This window comes from Mesorhizobium sp. M7A.F.Ca.CA.002.04.1.1, assembly GCF_004022805.1.
GTDB classification, from domain to species: Bacteria; Pseudomonadota; Alphaproteobacteria; order Rhizobiales; family Rhizobiaceae; genus Mesorhizobium; species Mesorhizobium ciceri.
This window is the reverse complement of the sequence record NZ_RZPL01001032.1, coordinates 1-1,408: the sequence shown is the minus strand read 5'-3', so window position 1 is coordinate 1,408 and position 1,408 is coordinate 1. Positions and strand designations below refer to the sequence as shown.

1 protein-coding gene and 1 pseudogene are annotated in these 1,408 nt (G+C 61.6%); both read left to right on the top strand.

Annotated features, from left to right (window positions below; genetic code table 11):
* The coding region (locus tag ENZ75_RS31800) for an amidohydrolase family protein (RefSeq protein ID WP_164888173.1) at positions 1-866 on the top strand (866 nt) is incomplete at its 5' end.
* Positions 854-1,408 (top strand): annotated as a pseudogene (locus ENZ75_RS31795) (formylmethanofuran--tetrahydromethanopterin N-formyltransferase); the annotation flags it as partial. The gene ENZ75_RS31800 and the pseudogene ENZ75_RS31795, both read left to right, overlap by 13 nt.

The following is a 1,408-nucleotide window of genomic DNA, read 5'->3' as shown; positions in this document are numbered from 1 at the left end:
TGCATCTCGCCCACCTCCAGTTCTATGGCTATGGCACGGAAGGAAAACGCGGGTTTTCCTCTGCCGCCGCACGGCTTGCCGAACTGGTCAACGCGACGCCGGAAGTCACCATCGATATCGGCCAGGTGATGTTCGGCCAGACGGTCACGGTCTCCTCCGACGTCATGCGGCAGTTTTCGGCGCGTGGCAGCGCACACCCGAAAAAGACCGTCATTCATGACGGTGACGGCAATGGCGGCGGCATCGTGCCCTACAGCTATGGCAAGGACTTCTACGGCACGATGCAGTGGGCGATCGGGCTCGAGCTTTTTCTCCTGATCGACGATCCCTGGCGTGTGTTCTTCACCACCGATCATCCCAACGGTGCACCTTTTACCGCCTATCCGGCGCTGTTCGAACTGCTGATGAGCCGGGAAGCGCGCGCCGAAATGGCCGCCGGACTTTCACGATCCGCCCTGGTGCTCTCTACCCTGGCCGCAATCGACCGCGAATACACGTTCGAGGAAATCGCCATCATGACGCGCGCGGCGCCAGCCAAGCTGCTCGGCTTGACGGATCGAGGCCATCTCGGCGCCGGCGCAACAGCCGACGTCGCTGTCTATCGCAGGGACCGCAGTATCGCCAAAATGCTCGGAGAGGCGGCGTATGTTTTCAAGGATGGCGATCTCGTCGTGCAAGACGGGGAAATCATCCATTACCGCTGGGGCAAGGCATTGAGGCTCAAGCCGCCTGTCGACAAGGCAATGGTGCGACGGCTCGAGGACTATCACCAGCAGCGCTACGGCCTGTCGCTGGACTGGTTTAATTTCCCGGATTCCGCGATTGCGCGCGAACAGCCATTCGGCGAGGTGCCATGCCGAACATGAGCATCAATGGCGTAACGATCGACGATACCTTCGCGGAAGCCTTCGGCATGCGCGCAACCGCCATCGTCATCACCGCGCCGAGCCGGAAATGGGCTCGCCAGGCGGCGATCACAATGACCGGCTTCGCCACCTCGGTGATCGGTTGCGGCTGCGAAGCGGCAATCGATCTCGACCTGCCGCCATCGGCCACACCGGATGGCCGGCCGGGCTGCCGCGTCATGATTTTCGCGATGGGAACGGACGAATTGCAGAAACAACTGCTCAATCGTGTCGGCCAGTGCGTTTTGACCTCGCCGGGTTCCGCCTGCTTTGCCGGGCTGCAGGGCAGCGCCGAGCTCAAGCTCGGTTCGGCAGTGCGTTATTTCGGCGGCGGCTGGCAAATCTCCAAGAAGATCGGCGACAGGCATTTCTGGCGTATTCCCGTCATGGATGGCGAGTTCCTGTGCGAAGCAACGACCGGACTGACGAAGGAAGCTGTCGGTGGCGGCAATTTCTTTGTCATGGCGCAAAGCAGCGCCAACGCTTTGGCCGCTGCCGAGGCC